The organism is Ruegeria sp. H7, assembly GCF_056532945.1.
This window is the reverse complement of sequence record NZ_JBQFNZ010000004.1, coordinates 218,110-235,360: the sequence shown is the minus strand read 5'-3', so window position 1 is coordinate 235,360 and position 17,251 is coordinate 218,110. Positions and strand designations below refer to the sequence as shown.

Here is a 17,251-nt window from a genome sequence, read left to right as displayed (position 1 = left end):
ATGTTCCGCCTGACCGAATACATGCACCAACTTGTGAAACCGACCCCGGTGCGCAAACGCCGCCCCGGCCCGGTGAAACCGGTGGTGATCTGGAACCTGACGCGGCGCTGTAATCTGAAATGCCGCCATTGCTATACCGTCTCGGCGGATGTGGCCTTTCCGGGCGAGCTGAGCCATGAGCAAGCCATGGTCACGCTTGAGGATCTGGGCCAGTTTCGCGTTCTGGCCCTGATCCTGTCGGGTGGAGAACCGCTGGACCGGTTCGATTTCTTCGACATCGCCAGACGCGCGCGCGAATTGGTACCGATGCTGGCGCTGTCAACCAACGGCACGCGGATTTACGACGAAACCGCCGACATGATCGCCGATGTGGGCTTCAACTATGTCGGCATTTCGCTGGACGGGATCGGGGCCACGAATGACTGGTTCCGCGGGGTTGAAGGCGCCTTTGCCGACGCCCTGCGCGGCGTGCGCGAATGCAAGAAACGCGGCATCAAGGTGGGGCTGCGGTTCTGTCTGACTGAAGGCACCCAGCATCACCTGCCCGACCTGTTGCATCTGTGCGATGACGAAGGTGTGGACAAGTTCTATCTGTCCCATCTGGTCTATGCCGGGCGCGGTGACAAGAACCGGGGTGAAGATGCCGAACATCTGCGCACCCGCAAGGGGCTGGACCTGTTGCTGGCACGCGCTTGGGAAGCGGCCTCGGGCGGGCGTCCGCTGGACATCGTGACCGGCAACAATGACGCTGATGCAGGGTATTTTCTGAACTGGGTTCGGGCGCATTTCGACGACGCCAAGGCCGCCCATGTGCGCGAACATCTGGCCGCCTGGGGTGGGAATTCCAGCGGGTTGGGTGTGGCCAATATCGACAATCTGGGGCGGGTGCATCCCGATACCTACTGGTCCGATTACACGGTCGGCAATGTGAAGACCCAGCCATTTTCCGAGCTTTGGACCAGCGATGACCCGATGCTGGCGATGCTGCGCACCCGCCCGCGCCCGCTGAAAGGGCGATGCGGGGCGTGTCAGTTGAAGGATGTCTGCGGCGGCAACACCCGTATCCGCGCCCTGCAACTGACCGGCGATCCCTGGGCCGAAGATCCGGCCTGCTATCTGTCAAATCAAGAAATCGGTGTGGATGATGCAGGTGAACGCCTGCAGGTCACGCCGTTCCGGGGGAAACGTCATGATCCGGCGCATCAGTTCTTTTGATACCGTTTTCTCTGCTCGCCCGGCCCCTGCGCGGGTGGTGCGTGCAGGAGCCTCCGGCGGGAGTATTTTTGAAAAGATGAAGATCGGGGTTTTGTGTTCGATCTTGAGCGTGGGCGCGGCCTGGGCTGATGCGCCTGCGGATTATGCGGAACATTGTGCCTCGTGCCATGGGGAAAACAGGCTGGGCGGGGTTGGGCCTGCGCTGATCCCTGAAACGTTGAAGCGGATGCGGGGCCCACGGGTAGCGGCGGTGATCGCCGAAGGGCGCGCGGCCACGCAGATGCCGGGGTTCTCGCATGAGTTGGACGCCTTGCAGATTGAGGAACTGGCGGGCTGGTTGAAATCTCCGCTGGAAACCGACCCGGAATGGGGCGAGGCCGACATCATGGCCAGCCGGTCTCTGGACGAGGATTATGTGCCGGTGGAAGCGCCCGTCTGGGACAGCGACCCGATGAACATCACTCTGGCGGTCGAGACCGGGGATCATCACGTCAGCGTATTGGACGGCGATACGTTCGAGGTTTTGGACCGGTTCGAGACCCCGTTTGCCGTGCATGGCGGGCCGAAATTCAGCCCCGATGGGCGTTTTGTGTTCATCATGTCCCGCGATGGCTGGGTGCAGAAATACGACATCTGGGCGCTGCATCAGGTGGGCCGCGTGCGTGCGGGCCTGAACAGCCGCAACATCGCCATGTCGGGGGATGGCAAATGGGTGGCGGTGGCGAATTACCTGCCAAACAGCCTGACCCTGCTGTCGACCGAAGACCTCTCGGTCGCCAAGGTCATCGAGGTCAAAAGCAAGAAGGGCCAGCCCAGCCGCGTCTCGGCCGTGTATCAGGCACCTCCGCGCGAAAGCTTTGTGCTGGCCCTGAAGGACGTGCCCGAGATTTGGGAGGTCTTTTACGGGGCCAATCCGCCGCAATTCGGTTTGGGTCATGACTTTCGCATCGAAGGTCAGTTCAAGAACCCCGACCCCTTCCCGGTGCGCAAGATCACCACGCTCGACTATCTGGACGATTTCTTTTTCGACCAGAGCTATGAATACGTGATGGGCGCATCCCGCGACGGCAAGGGCGGGCAGGTGATTGATCTGGTTATCGGGCACAAGGTGGCAGATCTGGACCTGCCGGGGATGCCGCATCTGGGCTCGGGCATCACGTGGAAACATGGTGATACGACCGTGATGGCAACACCGCATCTGACCGATGGCACCGTGTCGGTGATCGATATGGAAAGCTGGGAAACTGTTAAACGGATCAAGACCGAAGGGCCGGGTTTCTTCATGCGTAGCCATGAGAATTCGCCTTATGTCTGGGCCGATGTGTTCTTTGGCCCCAACAAGGACGCGATGCATGTGATCGACAAGCAAAGCCTTGAGATCGTAAGGACTCTGCGCCCCGCCCCCGGCAAGACCGTGGCCCATGTGGAGTTCACCAAAGATGGCAGTCACGCGCTGGTGTCGATCTGGGAAGATGACGGCGCGGTGATCGTTTATGACGCGCAGACGCTGGAAGAGGTTCGCCGCCTGCCGATGCGCAAACCGTCTGGGAAATACAATGTCTGGAACAAAATCACCTTCTCGGAAGGCACCAGCCACTGACGGGCGATGGCCGGTCTGGAAACTGGCCATTCTGCTCTATCCTGCCACGATGCTGACCGTGGCCATCAACCTGTTTCTGTTGGGCCTGATCCTGCACAGCGCGGGCTTCAGCGCAATCGAACCGGTGCCTGCGATCCTGTGGTCGATTCCGCTCGGTATTCCGGCAACTTGGCTGGCCGGGCGCTGGGTGCGCGGGTTGATGGATGAGGCGGATGGGTAGGTCAGAATTTTTCAGACACCTGACCTAAGTCAAGTGTCGGCCTGAGAGAATCTCATAGGTTTTGGGAACGAACGCCGAGTTGGATTCTCAATGCTCATCTGCCGCCCCCCGCATACCTTTCTTGATCGCGTGTCCCGTGCGGCGTGCGGTGTGGTGGGCATTTTCCTGTTGCTTTTGCAAATGCTTGGCCCGGCGCTGGCGAGCGCCGGGGACAGCACATGGATCGAAATCTGCTCGGAGGGCGGCGCGGTTTGGGTTGAGGTGGATCTTGAAGAAACCGATGACCCGACCGCGCCCTGCCCGAAATGCGCTGACTGCGCCCTGTGCGCCGTCACCTCGGGGGCTCCTGTGCCCGAACTGCCTGCCGTGACACGGTTCGGGATTGTTCAAACCGCGCGCTGCGAAAACCCCGATCAGGTCTTTGTATACGATGTGAAACGATTGTGGCCCGAAACCCGCGGCCCCCCGTTGGCGCCCCAAGACACAACTGAACGCGCCCTGCGCGCGCCCATGGCGTTCACCCAAGTTACCGGAGGTGCGCCGTGGTCGTAAGTCGCGCAATCCATGCCCTGCTGGCCTTTTCCCTGTCCTGCCTGATGGCGATCAGCGCCCATGCCGACAGCCTTGCCAGTTTCCTGCCCGATGTCACGCCTGCCGATCTGGTTCCCGGTGCCGATGCCTTTGGCCCGGTCCGCGATGACGTGCCCGTTGCCCCGGTTCTGAAGGGCGGTGAGACCGTTGCCTGGGCTTTCCTGACATCCGATTTCGTGGGCACAACCGGCTATTCCGGCAAGCCCATCCACGTGGTCGCCGCCATCGACACTGACGCGGTTCTGAACGGTGTGAAACTTGTCAAACACTCGGAACCCATCGTTCTGATCGGCATCCCAAATTCGCGCATGGTTGAGCTGACCGAAGGCTATGCCGGTCTGGACCTCAAGGTTGAGGCCGAGACCGGGGGTGAGGGGCATGACCTCGACATCATCTCGGGCGCGACCGTCACGATCATGGTGATCGACGACAGCCTTGTGCGCGGCGGGATCAAAGTGGCCCGTGCGTTGGGTCTGGGTGGATTGTCCCCCGTGCTGGCCGATGGGCCGAAGCGCGAAGTCGATATGGCGCAGGATGCGGTTTACGACTGGACCACGCTGTCCGGCGACGGCTCGGTTCGGCGGCTGACGCTGGATATCGGGCAAGTCAACGCGGCGTTTGAGGCCACGGGCGATCAGCGCGCCATCAAACGCCCCGAACCGGGCGAACCGGATGACACTTTCATCGACATGCACATGGCGTTGGTCTCGGTCCCGTCCATCGGCAAATCGCTGCTGGGTGAGGCCGAATACCAGAACCTTGTGAACTGGCTGGACGAAGGCGAACAGGCCATTCTGGTGCTGGGGCGCGGAGCGTACAGTTTCAAAGGCTCGGGCTATGTTCGGGGCGGGATTTTCGACCGGATTCAACTGATCCAGGGCGACAGTTCGGTGCGGTTCTTCGACCGCCAGCAGCGCCGGTTGGGTGAAGTGGCCGCGCCAGATGCACCCAGCTTTACCGAACTCGACATCTTCAAAATCCCTGCGGATGCCGAATTTGACCCGGCTGAACCCTTCCGCCTGCAACTGCTGGTCCAGCGCGCCGTAGGCGCGGTTGAAAAGACCTTTCTGACCTTCGATCTGGGCTACAAACTGCCGGAACAGTATCTGCTGCCGGTCGCCACCCCTGTCGTGGTCGATGACGCCACCGGCGAGGCTGCCGCCAAAGCCGCCCTGTGGCAGCGTATCTGGAAGGACCGCACGGTCGAAATCGCGGTTCTGGGCGTCATGCTGCTGGTGCTGACGGCCACCTTCTTCTTCCAGTTCCACGCGACCATGAATGCACGGGTCTTCTACTGGTTCCGCATCGGATACCTGACTATGACCCTGTTCTTCATCGGCTGGTACGCCAATGCACAGCTGAGCGTGGTCAACCTGATGGCGCTGGCAGGCAGCCTGCGCACCGGGTTCAGCTGGGATGCCTTCCTGCTGGATCCGCTGGTCTTTATCCAATGGTTCGCCGTCGCCGCCGCGCTGTTGTTCTGGGGCCGGGGTGCTTATTGCGGCTGGCTCTGCCCGTTCGGCGCGTTGCAGGAACTGACCAACAAGATCGCACGTGCGCTGAAGGTGCCGCAATGGACCCTGCCCTGGGGCCTGAACGAACGCCTGTGGCCTGCGAAATACATGATCTTCCTTGGTCTTTTCGGCCTCAGCTTTGTCTCGATCCCGCTGGCCGAGAAATATGCCGAGATCGAGCCGTTCAAGACCGCGATCATCCTGAAATTCATGCGCGACTGGCCCTTTGTCGTCTTTGCGCTGCTGCTGCTGGGGATCGGGCTGTTCATCGAACGGTTCTACTGCCGCTACCTCTGCCCGCTGGGCGGGGCGCTGGCGATCCCCGCCCGTATCCGCATGTTCGACTGGCTGCGCCGCTATCCCGATTGCGGCAGCCCCTGTCAGACCTGCGCCAACGAATGCCCCGTTCAGGCGATCCACCCCACTGGTGAGATCAATCCGAACGAGTGCGTCACCTGCCTGCATTGTCAGGTGCTCTACCAGTCCGAGGACAAATGTCCCGTCGTTATCCGCCAGTTGAAACGGCGGGCCAAGACAGGGTCGGTCAACCTCAAGACCCCCCTCGGACAACCACCGGCGAACCATCCGAACGCCAAACCGCAATCCGTTTCCTAAAAGGAGGAACGATCATGTCGGAACATGATAAGAAACTGAATATCACACGCCGTGGAATGCTGGGGGCAACCGCCACCGGCGCGGTGATTGCCGGGACCGGTCTGGGCTCAACCCTGATGACCGCGCGCGAGGCAAGTGCTGCTGCGAATGCATATCTGGAACCGGGTGAACTGGACGAATATTACGGCTTCTGGTCCTCGGGCCAGACCGGTGAGCTGCGTATTCTCGGTGTGCCGTCCATGCGCGAACTGATGCGCGTTCCGGTGTTCAACCGCTGCTCGGCCACCGGTTGGGGCCAGACCAATGAATCGCTGAAAATCCTGACCGAGGGCCTGCTGCCCGAAACCAAGGAATATCTGGCCGCAAACGGTAAAGTCACCTATGACAACGGCGACCTGCACCACCCACATATGTCCTTCACCGATGGCACCTATGACGGCCGCTATCTATTCATGAACGACAAGGCCAACACTCGTGTGGCCCGCGTGCGCTGTGACGTGATGAAATGCGACAAGATCATCGAGATCCCGAACGCGCATGACATCCACGGCCTGCGCCCGCAGAAATACCCACGCACCGGCTACATCTTCGCCAACGGCGAGCATGAGGCACCACTGGTCAATGACGGCCAGATCCTCGACGATCCGTCGCAATACGTGAACATCTTCACCGCCATCGACGGCGACACGATGGAAATCGCTTGGCAGGTGATGGTGTCGGGCAACCTCGACAACACCGATTGCGACTATCAGGGCAAATATGCCTTCTCGACGTCCTATAACTCGGAAATGGGCATGAACCTGGCCGAGATGACCGAGAATGAGCTGGACCATGTGGTCGTGTTCAACCTCAAAGGCATCGAAGAGGCTGTGGCCGCCGGGAACTATCAGGAACTGAACGGCGTCAAGGTCGTCGATGGCCGGAAAGAGGCCGGCGGCAACCTGACCCGCTATATCCCGATCCCGAACTCGCCACACGGTGTGAACGCTGCACCCGACAAGAAACACATCATGATCAACGGCAAGCTGTCGCCGACCGTTTCGGTGATTGATGTGGAAAAAGTCGATGCGCTGTTTGCCGACAACGCCGATCCGCGTTCCGCCATCGTGGCCGAACCGCAGCTGGGTCTTGGCCCGCTTCACACCGCGTTCGACGGCAAGGGCAACGCCTACACCACTCTGTTCCTGGACAGCCAGGTGGTGAAATGGGACATCGCCAAGGCCATCGAAGCCTATGCAGGTGCCGATGTTGATCCGATCCTCGACAAGGTGGACGTGCAGTATCAGCCGGGCCACAACTCGACCTCGATGGGTGAGACTGCCGAAGCCGATGGCAAGTGGCTGATTTCGATGAACAAGTTCTCGAAAGACCGCTTCCTGAACGTAGGTCCGCTGAAGCCGGAGAACGAGCAGTTGATCGACATCTCGGGCGACAAGATGAAGGTGGTTCATGACGGCCCGACCTTTGCAGAACCGCATGACTCGATCCTTGTGCACCGGTCCAAGGTGAACCCGGTCAATGTCTGGGATCGCAACGACCCGATGTGGGAAGATGCGCGTAAACAGGCCGAGGCCGATGGTGTCGATCTGGATTACGGCGCGGAAGAGCCGATCCGGGATGGCAACAAGGTCCGCGTCTACATGACTTCGGTCGCGCCCGTGTTCAGCATGGAGAAATTCACCGTCAAGCAGGGCGACGAGGTGACGATCTATGTCACCAATCTGGATGATGTGGACGACGTGACCCACGGGCTGTGCCTGTCGAACTTTGGCATCGCGATGGAGATCGGGCCGCAGGCGACCGCCTCGGTCACGTTCATCGCCGACCGTCCGGGTGTTCACTGGTACTATTGCCAGTGGTTCTGCCACGCGCTGCACATGGAAATGCGCGGCCGGATGTTTGTTGAACCCCGGAGTGCATAAAATGCGTTGGTCCCTGCTCATACCGCTCCTGCTCGGCTCGCCCCTTTGGGCGGCGGACTGGGATGTGCCCAACCGGGCGGGGGCCATCAATGAAATACTGGCGCAGGCGGCGGATGGAGATACCCTCCGCCTGCGCCCCGGTATTTACACTGAAACATTGGTTCTGGACCGGCCCATCACGATTGATGGGCTGGGACAGGCCACCATCGACGGACAAGGCGAAGGTAGCGTCATCACCGTAACCGGGCCGGGCGTGACCGTGCGCGGGCTGACGGTGATCGGGTCCGGCTCGGACCATGACGATATCGACAGCGGTATCCAACTGACCAAGACGGCCCATGCGCCGGTGGTCGAGGACAATGTGCTGCTGGGCAATCTCTACGGCATCGACATCCATGGTGCGAAAGACAGCATCGTGCGCCGCAACCGGATCGAGGGGCGGCAGGACCGCCACATGAACGCGCGCGGCAATGGTGTCTATGTCTGGAACGCACCGGGTGCGCGGGTTGAATCGAATGATATTCGCTATGGCCGCGACGGGATCTTTGTGAACTCGTCCAAGAAGAACACTTTCACCGGCAACCTGTTTCGCGACCTGCGTTTTGCGGTTCACTATATGTATGCCGACAACTCGGTCGTCAGTGACAATGTCTCAATCGGCAACGATCTGGGCTATGCGGTGATGTTTACGACCAATGTGACCGTGGCCAACAATGTCTCGATCGGCGACCGTGAACATGGCGTGATGCTGAACTACGCCAACAAAAGCACCATCACCGGCAATGTGGTGAAAGGTGCGAAAGAGAAATGCACCTTCCTGTATAACTCGAACAAAAACGAATTCACCGACAACTGGTTCCAGGGCTGCGGTATCGGCATCCATTTCACTGCGGGTTCCGAGCGCAATCGCATCCTTGGCAACGCCTTTGTCGGCAACCGGACCCAGGTGAAATACGTCTCGACCAAATGGGTCGAGTGGTCCGAAGACGGGCGCGGCAATTACTGGTCCGATTTCGCCGCCTTTGATGTTGATGGCAATGGCATTGCCGATGCCCCCTATCGCCCCAACGACTCGATGGACCATGTGCTGTGGACCCAACCCGCAGCCAAATTGCTGCTCGGCTCCCCCGCCGTGCAGCTGGTGCGCTGGTCGCAATCGGCCTTCCCGGCGTTGTTGCCGGGCGGCGTGATGGACAGCAACCCATTGATGCAAGCCCCTGAACCCCCAGCAATGAAAAAGGTGCCTCATGACGGATAAGGCCCTGTCAATCGACCATGTTCTCAAGGATCGCGGAAAAACCCGCGTGCTTGACGATATCACCCTGTCCCTTGCCCCCGGTCAGCGCGTTGCGCTGCTGGGCCATAACGGCGCGGGCAAGTCGACACTGATCAAATCCATCCTCGGCCTGACGCCGATCCATGGCGGAGCCATCCGGATCGGAAACGCCACCCCCGGCAGCGCACAGGCGCGGCGGGAAACGGCGTATTTGCCCGAGGCGGTGTCGTTTCATCCGGCGCTGACAGGCCGCGAGCAACTGACCTTGTTCGCACAGCTATCGGGCGCGAAGGCGGATGTGCCGGGCCTGCTGGAACGCGTTGGCCTCAGCGATGCACTGGATCGCCGGATCGGCACCTATTCCAAAGGAATGCGCCAACGTCTGGGTCTGGCACAGGTTCTGCTGGGCCAGCCGAAAGTGGCGCTGCTGGATGAGCCGACTTCCGGCCTTGACCCGATTTCGCGACAGGACCTCTATGCCATTATCGACGAGTTGGCCGCGCAAGGCACCGCCGTCCTGATCGCGTCCCACGCCCTGACCGAGGTCGAGGCCCGAACCGACCGCATAGCGATCATGCGCAAGGGCCGAATGGTGGCCGACGACACACTGAACAACCTGTCGGCGCTGGCCGGTCTGCCGATCCGCCTGAAGGTGCGCGCCAGCACCAACCCGGACGCCTTGGCCGCCGAACTGGGTGGCAATCGGATCAATGGCGCGTCGGTCGAACTGCTCTGCACCCCCGACGACAAGATGAAAGCCCTGCGCCGGATCGCCGGTCTGGGCGACGCGGTAGCGGATGTCGAGATGACCCCGCCCAAGCTGGAAGACCTCTATCGCCATTACGCACAGGAGGATTTGCAATGACCCGCTTCCTCGCCATCACCCGCACCGAAATGCTGATCCTGCGCCGCAATCGCTGGCTGCTGGTCGCCACGCTGATCATGGTGCTGTTTGCGCTGGCACTGACCTTCGCGGGCAGCGCCCCAACCGGCACGCTGGGCGTCGATATGCTGACCGTCTCGGTCGCCTCGATGACCACACTGTCGGTGTATCTTGCGCCGCTGCTGGCGCTGATGATTTCCTTCGACGCCATCGCCGGAGACGTGGACCGCGGCAGCCTGTCGCTGCTGCTGTCCTACCCGGCGGGCCGCGGAGAAATCCTGTTGGGCAAATTCACCGCCCATCTGGCCGCATTGGCCTTTGCCATGACCATCGGCTTTGGCACCGCAGGCGCGGTGGCAGCCTTCTTCGGTGGCGCAGGGCCGGAAAGCCTGATGGCTCTGGCGCGCCTGATCCTTACTTCCATCCTGCTGGGCGCTGTCTTTCTGGCGCTGGGATACCTGCTGTCCGCCCTGGCAAAGGGGGCCACGGCGGCGGCGGGTCTGTCGGCTGGGCTCTGGCTGGTCTTTGTCGTCCTCTATGATCTGGGCCTGTTGGGGGCCGTCGTCATGGACAAGGGCGGCAGCTTCACCCAATCCGTCTTTCCCTGGGTGATGGTAGCCAACCCGGCCGACGCTTTCCGACTGTGGAACATCGCCGCGACCGAGGGCGTCGCCATGGCATCCGGCATGACCGGGGCCGCGCAGGCGTTGCCCGTCTGGGCGGCACCGGCATCTTTGCTGATCTGGCCGGTGATCGCCTTCGCCCTCGCCCGCCTTGCCTTCCGGAGGGTTGAGCCATGAAACGCCTTGCCCTGATCGCCCTGATCGCGCTGACCGCCTGCAAGGAAGAGGTGGCCGAGGCCCCCGACCCGGTCGATCTGACCCCGGACGCGCTGAGCTTTTTCTGCCAGATGAACGTCGCCGAACATGGCGGCCCCAAGGGGCAGATCCATCTGGAAGGCTACCCCACACCGCTGTTCTTTGCCCAGGTACGCGACATGGTGGCCTATCTCAAAAGCCCGGAACGGGACGCCAGAATCACCGCCGTCTATGTCAGCGACATGAGCGTCGCACCCAGCTGGCGGCAACCCGGAATTTCCAACTGGATCGACGCCGAGGGTGCCAGCTTTGTGGTCGGGGCCAACGTCGCCGGCGGCATGGGCGCGCGCGAAGTGGTGCCCTTTGGCGATCCCGCCGCGGCCGAGGGCTTTATTGCAGAATATGGCGGTACTGCGCTCCCGCTGTCTGACATTCCTGACACCGAAGTTCTGGGGCCTGTCGATCTGGACCTCGCGCTGGAGACACCCGCATGACCACCCTGACCCGTCGCCGCTTTCTGACCATCTCAGCCGCTTGCGCCGCGTTTCCGGCAAAGGCTGCGACCGATCGCTTCGCCGAATGGCGCGGCATAGCAATGGGGGCGCAGGCCAGCATGCGCCTGAATGGGCTGGACAAGGCCGACGCCGCCCCCATCTTCGACGCTGTCACCGCCGAAGTCGCCCGGCTTGAAAATATCTTCAGCCTGTACCGCCCTGAGTCGGAGCTGTGCCGTCTGAACAAGGACGGGCGCCTGTCGGCCCCATCGCCCGAGATGCTGCAATTGCTCGGCTTATGTACGGCCCTGCACACTGCGTCCGGCGGCGCATTTGACCCCACCGTTCAACCGCTGTGGGTGGCCTTGGCCAACAACGCAGACGCATCCACGCGCGAGGCTGCTTGGCGGGCGATTGGCTGGCACAAGGTCTCGGTCAATGCGACAGAGATACAATTGCCTTCCCCCGGTCTTTCCGCGCTGACATTGAACGGCGTGGCGCAAGGGGAAGTTACGGATCGCGTGACCAACCTTTTGAAATCATTCGGTCTACGGGATGTTCTGGTCAACATGGGCGAAATCCGCGCCGAGGGGCAACGCGGCGATAGCCGCCCATGGCAAGTCGGGCTGGCGGGTCCGGAAGGTCGCGTGCACCGCCAAATCGGTCTGCAGGACCGCGCCGTAGCAACCTCGGCCCCTTCGACAATGGCGCTGTCCGGGGGGCACGGGCATATCCTGAACCCAACGGGCGAAGGTTTGGTTCACCGCGCCATTTCGGTGTCCGCGCCCAGTGCTGCGCTGGCCGACGGATTATCGACGGCATTGTGCGCGCTTCCCAAAAACATGATCGACCCGGTTCTGTCGCAGTTTCCGGGCGCAAGGCTAGAGATGCAGATTTGATTTGATGGGCTTAACACATCCCTAACAGAACAGCGCCGTGGTCCACCTAGTCGGCTGCGCCTTGAAGTTGAAAGCCGCAACGCAATCAGCGCTTTCGCGCGACGATATAGCGGCTTGGCAATGTTCCGAATTGATCTGCCGTCTCGATTACCTCAAACCCCGCGGCGGCCATCTTTTGTTCAAGGGTCGCCACTGGCAAGAACTCTACAAACGGCGCTTTTCCGACGGCCTGCATCAACGGAATTGCGACGCGTCGGATCATCGCGTATTTGAACCCGCCACCACTTGGCGCGCAGACCGTTTTGGAAACGAAAAGACCGCCGGGTTCTATCAGTGACGAAATATGCTCAAGCGCCGCGTCCAGATCCGGCAGCAGGTGAAGCAGGTTGTGCGCCAGAACCGCGTCATATGTCGCATGGTCCGAGGGATGATCAAGAACCTCGGCCACTTGGAATGTGACGTTTTGCAAGCGTTCGCGTTCAAGCTTTTCCCCGGCGATCTCGATCATTCCCGGTGCCACATCCGTGGCGGTTATGTGGGCGACATGAGGGGCGAGCAACAGCGCCGTCGACCCGGTGCCGCAGCCGATCTCAAGCACGGTGTCATCGGGTTTCAGGTAGGATTTCGTGCGTTCCAGCGTCTTAAGATACCCGTCCATGTTCCGAATTGGATCGGATGCGTATTTTCGGGATATCCTGCTCCAGAATGCGGCATCTGTGGTTCGTGCGGCCATAATGCGTCTCTTTCGTAAATGGGTGTTTTGCGCCTGCTAAACTTAAACACAGATATATGGAATTGCCTCGAATTGCAGAAGTGTTATGCATTATTGCATGAACTGGACGGCGATCAATTTTGATTGGAACCAGGTGCGCTCATTTCTGGCGACGGCTGAAATGGGGTCTTTCTCGGCGGCGGCGCGCGTGCTTGAACAAACCCAACCCACCGTGGGCCGTCAGGTAGCAGCGCTTGAGCATTCCCTTGGCGTCACCCTGTTCGAACGGGTCGGAAAAACGCTGAACCTGACCAGCGCGGGTGAAGAATTGCTGGTGCACGTGCGAGAGATGGCCGATGTGGCAAACCGGATTTCGATAACGGCAACAAGCCAGTCGAAAACCATCGAAGGTCAGGTCAGGATTACCGCCTCGGACGTCATGTCCGCCTACCAGCTTCCGCCTATCCTCAAACAGATACGCAAACTCGCGCCGCGGCTGCAGATCGATGTGGTCGCCGCGAATGACCTGCGCGACATACAGCGACGCGAGGCCGACATTGCGATCCGACATGTACGCCCAACGCAGCCGGACCTGATCGCGAAACTGGTGGCCGAGGCGACAGCGCATTTCTATGCAGCGCCTTCCTACCTGGATCAGGTGGGTCGGCCCAAAACCGAAGCAGAACTTGCCAAGCTGGACTTCGTCGGGTTCGGCGAAGTGCGCACAATGATCGGCTTCCTCAATCCGGCCGGGGTTCCGGTTACCGAAAAGAACTTTCAGATGGGGTCAAAAACCGGTGTTGTGTCCTGGGAACTGGTGCGTCAGGGGCTGGGCGTGAGTGTCATGTCAGACGACGTCGCCGCCATGACGCCCGGAGTTGAACGCGTACTTCCTGATCGGGACCCCTTCACTTTTCCAATCTGGCTGGCCACGCATTCCGAATTGCACACCGCACGACGCATCCGGTTTGTCTTTGACCTGCTTGCCGAGCAACTCGGCGGCAAGGCAGGTAGGAAGGTGTGATTGAAACTATTGACGGTTCTGAGAAACGCGTACGACATCCCTCAAGGACGACGCCGTTTCTAGGCCGTCTTTAGCCAACTTGTTACGTCAAAATGCACAAGGCTTTGCAGGGTCAGAATGTCTTCGCGATAAAAATCCACAAGCCTGTTGTGCAGCCCGGGTGTAAGACGCGGTGGCGCGGGCCAGCCGGACTTTTTGACCTTGTGCGCACTTGTGTGAATCGGATCGGAAAGCGTGTCGGGCGAGATGTCACATGGGATCTTCAGCTCGGAAAAAAGATGCCTGATCGCGGCAGCCGGGTTATCTTTCAGATCATCATAGCGGCAAACTATTATTTCAGGAAACACCGTTTTCCAATGACTTAGGATACGTCCGTACAAACCAATTGACAGCATAATGTGGTCATCTGTCATCAGATCGATTTCAGGTGTGTAGTCCAGCCGACCCTTGTGAATGTGATGCGTGAAGGCCGACCGGTAGCGATCAATTGGATTGCGTAGAATAACCACTGGGCGCACGTCCGGGACAGCACCTTTCATCTGACTGGCAATATCCACAAAGACATTGGGTGCCTGAAAATAATGTGGTGTGCTTTCAAGATAATATGCGGCACCGGGCTTTTCGCAGACGGGAAAATGCGCGCGGTATTCATCAAGCCGCGAAGCGCAGTCGGCCCGCCCCCAGAAATTCACCTCTTTCTTGGCGGACCCGAATATATGCCGTGACGAAGACAGCACTTCATGCATCCAGGTCGAGCCTGACTTTTGAACACCGACTAAAAGAAGGTTTGGCAACCGCGTTGATGAACTTTTCAAAAGAACTCCACTTTTTGCTGAAGGCGAAGGCAGGACGGTTTCACAACTGTTCTACGTCTGCGTTATCTGTAGGCCCAGAGGCAAAAGCAACCAAAGCAACAGGATCAAATTACGTTGTGATACGGCCAGCGCCGTAACATCATCCACCGCTTGATTTGGTTTACCTTTGATGATTAAGGTCAGCCGGTATTTTCGAGACCGATGTGCTCAGATCAGTACCGACCAAAATTCGGAAGCAGTCCCGGACGGCAAAATAACCAAGCATGGCACCCTATTTCCTCAATTCAGGTATCAAGGTAACCCTGTCGGGCCGACGCATCCACCCCAACGAAGCTCAGAATCTCAAGCGAGTTTACTCAGAATGACCGACGCACCGCTTCCTTCACATATTGTACTGGTTCTAGGTATGCATCGCAGCGGCAGTTCCTCTGTGACCAGGGTGCTCAACCTCTTGGGATATGCATTGCCGAAAACACTGATCAAAGGAAATGCATCGAACAGACGCGGACATTGGGAAAGCCAGCCCGTCGCCAGATTGAACGACCGTTATCTGAACGGTGCTGACCTGACATGGGCGGACTGGAGTCCTGGCAAGCTGAAAACGGTCAGCGCGGAAGACCGTCAGAATTTCGAACAAGATATCAGGGCACTGCTCGCCGATGAGTTTCCTGCGGGTCAGCCTGTCGTTCTGAAAGAACCCAGGATTTGCAGGCTGGTGCCTCATTACCGCGCAGCGTTGGAAAATCAGGTTCCAATGACCGCCGTGATAACGGTTCGCAACCCGCTGGAGGTCATCGCGTCTTTGGTCAAGCGCAACGCGCTTTCGGAAACCAATGCTTGTCTGCTTTGGCTGAGATATATGTTGGATGCGGTGTCTGACACGGATGGGATGCAGCGCGCCTTTATTGCATATGAAGACTGTATCTCGGACCCGGTCACAACCCTGACGATGGCGGCAGAACATTCGCAACTTTCCTATCCAAACGATCTGCAGACAGTTGTCCCGGAAATTGATGAATTTCTAAGCACCTCCCTGCGCAACCACACCCGCACGCCCGAAGATGTCATTCACAACGATCTGACCCACGGATGGACCAGCGATGTCTACGAGGCACTGCGGTTGCTTAAACACGACCCGAATGCACCCACAGCGCTGGCGACAATTGCCCGTGTCCGGCAAGAGCTTGATGAAGCATCACCGATGCTGAACTTCATCGTTGGCAATTACGACCGGGAATGCAGCGAGTTGAACCGTCGCGTCGCGTCGTTGACCGCCGCGCTGGACCTGAAGACAGAGCAGGTAAAGCTACTGCGCGAGCAACTGGAACAACCGCTGACGAAAGTGGTTGCATCTTCGATCAAGGTGAATCGACGATCTCTTCGGGATCGGTTACGCAAGATCAGAAAGTCTCTCAAAAAGCGCGTTGGTAAGGCCTAGCGGCCGCTTCGCACCCGTTGACAAGCCGCCCCAATACGCTTCGGAAGATGCCGGTTACCAATACACCGGCGTCTGGTTCGTCGCGCAGTGCGACTTGGAAAAAAACCATGTTTCGATGGCATATCGCGGCTGCGTGTAACCCGGGTCCGACGATGTTGCGTGAAGGTTGAAGTGGTCAAAAAACAGCGCATCACCTGCGCCAAAATATGGTCTGACCGGTTTGATGTCAGGAAAGGTTTCGGCGACCGTTGCGCCTGAGATCGACCAGTTGAAAATCGCGCCATTCGTGCCCGGCTTCAAAACCTTAGTCAGTCGCTTCGGAATCAAATCCATCCCTGGACTTTCAGTGCCTTCGCCGCAATCTGTCAAAGCGACCCAGACATTCAGGCTTTGAATGTTCTTGTTCATGAACGCTCCATCCTGATGCCATTCAGCCTTATGCTTTAGTGGCGTGGCCCGGCGCAGCACGCATTTCTGGTAGGAAACGCATGGCTCGTCCTGAAAGTAACGCTGTAAAATTTCCCGCAACCCGACGCGTTCAAAACTGTCGAACAAATTGTGCGAAACGAGCGGAGACAGAAATGTCTCGATCGAACCACTGTCATTCAGGAATACATGCGCCGTTTCTCTGTCTAACCCGGCTTCCTTGGTCAGAGGCATGAAGTAAGATTTCTGGGTCGTGCTGCGATCGTCAGGCCCACCGTCCTGTGTGGCTTCTGCAAATGCTTTGGCCGAGTCCATGACCTCATCAATGTCTTTTTGGAATCGCAACGCCCGAGCCGGTTCAAAAAAGTTCCTGACGATTATCGCGCCGTAGTGATGCATCGCGCTGATGACAGCATCGCTTGTCAGCTCATGAATATCGACTTCCGGTATTCCATGCGGGCCCAAATCGAACAGGTTTTCGGGCGCCACGGGCCTGCCTCGCATCCACGAGGTGTTCAGATCGGTGTGCACGCTTTTACCTGCCATCACCCTTGAATCGCGCAGGCGCACCAAGTCGCCGATCTGACCGTCCTTGCGAAAAACCCCGGCTGCCTTCGAAACCTTCGCAACCAGCTCATCGTTCAGAACGGCCCCGTGTAAGGGCGATGGTACCTGTGTCATAAATGCGCGATCCCGTGATTCGTGTGGTTGTGTTGGTAAATTTACTCAATTACCACTCTGGGACGCGAGCAGAATTGAGAAAGTTCGGACGATGTCACCGAATACAAA

General features: G+C 59.2%; 16 protein-coding genes. 13 read left to right on the top strand and 3 right to left on the bottom strand.

All coding sequences use genetic code 11. From position 1 onward, the window contains the following. From nirJ to ACR0AC_RS11550, 11 genes are all read left to right on the top strand, one after another. Positions 1-1,215: a heme d1 biosynthesis radical SAM protein NirJ gene (nirJ, locus tag ACR0AC_RS11600; RefSeq protein WP_480873497.1), complete on the top strand. Its 1,215-nt coding sequence runs from the start codon at positions 1-3 to the stop codon at positions 1,213-1,215. A gap of 76 nt (positions 1,216-1,291) precedes the next feature. Next, positions 1,292-2,815, top strand: a complete 1,524-nt coding sequence (locus ACR0AC_RS11595) for a cytochrome D1 domain-containing protein (RefSeq protein ID WP_480873495.1) — start codon at positions 1,292-1,294, stop codon at positions 2,813-2,815. Beyond that, complete coding sequence (locus ACR0AC_RS11590) at positions 2,772-3,035, top strand: hypothetical protein (RefSeq protein ID WP_170630722.1); 264 nt, start codon at positions 2,772-2,774, stop codon at positions 3,033-3,035. Before ACR0AC_RS11595 ends, ACR0AC_RS11590 begins: the two co-directional genes overlap by 44 nt. Positions 3,036-3,125: 90 nt before the next feature. Continuing rightward, positions 3,126-3,587: a DUF2946 family protein gene (locus ACR0AC_RS11585; RefSeq protein WP_480584326.1), complete on the top strand. Its 462-nt coding sequence runs from the start codon at positions 3,126-3,128 to the stop codon at positions 3,585-3,587. Between the two features lie 44 nt (positions 3,588-3,631). After that, on the top strand, positions 3,632-5,755 hold the full coding sequence (locus ACR0AC_RS11580) for a 4Fe-4S binding protein (protein ID WP_480873615.1): 2,124 nt from the start codon (positions 3,632-3,634) through the stop codon (positions 5,753-5,755). A 14-nt stretch (positions 5,756-5,769) separates the two neighbouring features. Further along, entirely contained in the window at positions 5,770-7,677 is a 1,908-nt protein-coding gene (nosZ, locus tag ACR0AC_RS11575; RefSeq protein ID WP_480873493.1) for a TAT-dependent nitrous-oxide reductase, read from the top strand. Between the two features lies 1 nt (position 7,678). Continuing rightward, positions 7,679-8,935 (top strand): nitrous oxide reductase family maturation protein NosD, encoded by a 1,257-nt coding sequence (locus ACR0AC_RS11570; RefSeq protein WP_480873491.1) that lies wholly within the window; start codon positions 7,679-7,681, stop codon positions 8,933-8,935. Next, positions 8,925-9,818 carry an ABC transporter ATP-binding protein gene (locus ACR0AC_RS11565; protein WP_480873489.1) on the top strand — a complete coding sequence of 298 codons (894 nt, stop codon included), beginning with the start codon at positions 8,925-8,927 and terminating at the stop codon, positions 9,816-9,818. Before ACR0AC_RS11570 ends, ACR0AC_RS11565 begins: the two co-directional genes overlap by 11 nt. After that, on the top strand, positions 9,815-10,636 hold the full coding sequence (locus tag ACR0AC_RS11560; protein WP_480873487.1) for an ABC transporter permease: 822 nt from the start codon (positions 9,815-9,817) through the stop codon (positions 10,634-10,636). The genes ACR0AC_RS11565 and ACR0AC_RS11560 overlap by 4 nt, the downstream gene beginning before the upstream one ends. Beyond that, entirely contained in the window at positions 10,633-11,148 is a 516-nt protein-coding gene (locus ACR0AC_RS11555) for a nitrous oxide reductase accessory protein NosL (RefSeq protein WP_480873485.1), read from the top strand. The genes ACR0AC_RS11560 and ACR0AC_RS11555 overlap by 4 nt, the downstream gene beginning before the upstream one ends. Continuing rightward, on the top strand, positions 11,145-12,047 hold the full coding sequence (locus tag ACR0AC_RS11550) for an FAD:protein FMN transferase (RefSeq protein WP_480873484.1): 903 nt from the start codon (positions 11,145-11,147) through the stop codon (positions 12,045-12,047). Before ACR0AC_RS11555 ends, ACR0AC_RS11550 begins: the two co-directional genes overlap by 4 nt. Before the next feature lie 85 nt (positions 12,048-12,132). On the opposite strand, the gene ACR0AC_RS11545 is transcribed toward ACR0AC_RS11550, so the two are convergent. Then, positions 12,133-12,780: a class I SAM-dependent methyltransferase gene (locus ACR0AC_RS11545; protein WP_480873482.1), complete on the bottom strand. Its 648-nt coding sequence runs from the start codon at positions 12,778-12,780 to the stop codon at positions 12,133-12,135. 85 nt (positions 12,781-12,865) lie between these two features. Here ACR0AC_RS11545 and ACR0AC_RS11540 point away from each other — a divergent pair, with 85 nt between their 5' ends. Further along, positions 12,866-13,783, top strand: coding sequence for a LysR family transcriptional regulator (locus ACR0AC_RS11540; RefSeq protein WP_480873480.1), 918 nt, complete (start codon positions 12,866-12,868; stop codon positions 13,781-13,783). 59 nt (positions 13,784-13,842) lie between these two features. Here the strand turns inward: ACR0AC_RS11540 and ACR0AC_RS11535 are convergent, their stop codons facing one another. Next, a complete protein-coding gene (locus tag ACR0AC_RS11535) occupies positions 13,843-14,598 on the bottom strand; it encodes a sulfotransferase family protein (protein ID WP_480873478.1) in 756 nt (251 codons plus the stop codon). 361 nt (positions 14,599-14,959) lie between these two features. On the opposite strand from ACR0AC_RS11535, the gene ACR0AC_RS11530 reads away from it, so the two are divergent. Next, positions 14,960-16,036, top strand: a complete 1,077-nt coding sequence (locus ACR0AC_RS11530; protein ID WP_480873476.1) for a sulfotransferase family protein — start codon at positions 14,960-14,962, stop codon at positions 16,034-16,036. Positions 16,037-16,090: 54 nt separating this feature from the next. Here ACR0AC_RS11530 and ACR0AC_RS11525 read toward each other — a convergent pair whose 3' ends face one another. Continuing rightward, positions 16,091-17,143: a phytanoyl-CoA dioxygenase family protein gene (locus tag ACR0AC_RS11525; RefSeq protein WP_480873474.1), complete on the bottom strand. Its 1,053-nt coding sequence runs from the start codon at positions 17,141-17,143 to the stop codon at positions 16,091-16,093. Between the last annotated feature and the right edge of the window lie 108 nt (positions 17,144-17,251).

Bases quoted from the DNA above. Each gene is read 5' to 3' on its own strand.
- ACR0AC_RS11530 (WP_480873476.1), top strand. From the start codon at position 14,960: ATGACCGACGCACCGCTTCCTTCACATATTGTACTGGTTCTAGGTATG.
- ACR0AC_RS11560 (WP_480873487.1), top strand. From the start codon at position 9,815: ATGACCCGCTTCCTCGCCATCACCCGCACCGAAATGCTGATCCTGCGC.
- ACR0AC_RS11545 (WP_480873482.1), bottom strand. From the start codon at position 12,780: ATGGCCGCACGAACCACAGATGCCGCATTCTGGAGCAGGATATCCCGA.
- ACR0AC_RS11565 (WP_480873489.1), top strand. From the start codon at position 8,925: ATGACGGATAAGGCCCTGTCAATCGACCATGTTCTCAAGGATCGCGGA.
- ACR0AC_RS11540 (WP_480873480.1), top strand. From the start codon at position 12,866: ATGCATTATTGCATGAACTGGACGGCGATCAATTTTGATTGGAACCAG.
- nosZ (WP_480873493.1), top strand. From the start codon at position 5,770: ATGTCGGAACATGATAAGAAACTGAATATCACACGCCGTGGAATGCTG.
- ACR0AC_RS11550 (WP_480873484.1), top strand. From the start codon at position 11,145: ATGACCACCCTGACCCGTCGCCGCTTTCTGACCATCTCAGCCGCTTGC.
- ACR0AC_RS11570 (WP_480873491.1), top strand. From the start codon at position 7,679: ATGCGTTGGTCCCTGCTCATACCGCTCCTGCTCGGCTCGCCCCTTTGG.
- ACR0AC_RS11525 (WP_480873474.1), bottom strand. From the start codon at position 17,143: ATGACACAGGTACCATCGCCCTTACACGGGGCCGTTCTGAACGATGAG.
- ACR0AC_RS11590 (WP_170630722.1), top strand. From the start codon at position 2,772: ATGTCTGGAACAAAATCACCTTCTCGGAAGGCACCAGCCACTGACGGG.
- ACR0AC_RS11595 (WP_480873495.1), top strand. From the start codon at position 1,292: ATGAAGATCGGGGTTTTGTGTTCGATCTTGAGCGTGGGCGCGGCCTGG.
- nirJ (WP_480873497.1), top strand. From the start codon at position 1: ATGTTCCGCCTGACCGAATACATGCACCAACTTGTGAAACCGACCCCG.
- ACR0AC_RS11580 (WP_480873615.1), top strand. From the start codon at position 3,632: ATGGCGATCAGCGCCCATGCCGACAGCCTTGCCAGTTTCCTGCCCGAT.
- ACR0AC_RS11585 (WP_480584326.1), top strand. From the start codon at position 3,126: ATGCTCATCTGCCGCCCCCCGCATACCTTTCTTGATCGCGTGTCCCGT.
- ACR0AC_RS11555 (WP_480873485.1), top strand. From the start codon at position 10,633: ATGAAACGCCTTGCCCTGATCGCCCTGATCGCGCTGACCGCCTGCAAG.